This is a genomic window from Veillonella parvula (genome assembly GCF_032550495.1).
GTDB lineage: Bacteria > Bacillota > Negativicutes > Veillonellales > Veillonellaceae > Veillonella > Veillonella parvula_G.
Genome location: NZ_JAWFZJ010000020.1, coordinates 1 through 1,085, shown reverse-complemented (window position 1 = coordinate 1,085; position 1,085 = coordinate 1). Strand labels below are relative to the sequence as shown.

Genomic DNA, 1,085 nt, shown 5'->3' with positions numbered 1-1,085 from the left:
GGTTTCAATGCAGACATAGCCGCTGCATGAGCGCCTACACGTTGTGTTTCGCCCGCTACGGAGTTAATAGCATTAGCTAACCCATCTGTAGCACCTTTTAATTGATTTACGTTAACTGCATCCGTGCCGTTTACACCAGGGCCTACATTGGTAATTGTATTACCGCCGTTGTTGAGGCCATCTTTAGTAAGACTTACAGCATTACCGCTAGCAGGTGTAATTGTTACACCGCCACCGTTCATAACTGTAGTATTACCTGCAGCATCCTTAGTTGTTACTGTTTCAAGACCTTTCAAGTCTTTCGCCATACGAACCTTAAGGTTGCCAGTACCATCGGATACGACACCTAAATTGTCTTCTGTAGTCAACTTGCTAGCATCAGTAATGCCACCCACTACATTAACTTGTTCGTTAAGCTTTTTCTTGATTACGGAACCGCTATCGCCACCGTATTTCATACCATCATCTTTAGTTGCTACTTGGTGGGTCTTACCGTTTTCGTCTTGGTACTTAATACGAGTGATGTTGTTACCGTCTAAGTCTGGATCACCTTTATCAACGGTAATATCCGCATTACGACCGTCTTTACCAGTTAAACCGATATGACCAACACCGTCTTTACCGGACATGGATACAGCATCTTTACCGTCTTTGCCAGTAATGCCTACTTTGCCATCTGTACCATCAACACCGTTAGGTCCAGTAATGGATACGCCGTCTTGACCGTTTTTGCCAACTTTTACCTTATCAGTAGTTAAGCTGTCAGTCTTAAGGTTTTTCGCCATCTTGATAGTAACATTACCATCTTGGTCGGCTACGGTTTTAATATTTTCGCCGGAATATTTATCGTCAGACTCTGTACCTTCACCTTTGATAGTAACCTTTTGGCCTAAATCACGGTGGAATTCACCTGTATTACCGGCGAAATTCATACCTTTTTTCGTGATTTCATCACCTAGGTTAGTAATCTTATTATCCAAGGATTTGTGAGATTTTTGCAATTGATCTTCTGTAGCAGCGCGACCGCTTGTGATGTTGTTAGGATCCCAATCTTTGTTTTCCAAACCTGTCACATAACCGTCTTT

The 1,085-nt window shown here is 42.6% G+C and carries 1 pseudogene; it reads right to left on the bottom strand.

Annotated features, from left to right (window positions below):
* Positions 1-1,085, bottom strand: a pseudogene (locus tag E6X37_RS10340) (hemagglutinin); the annotation flags it as partial.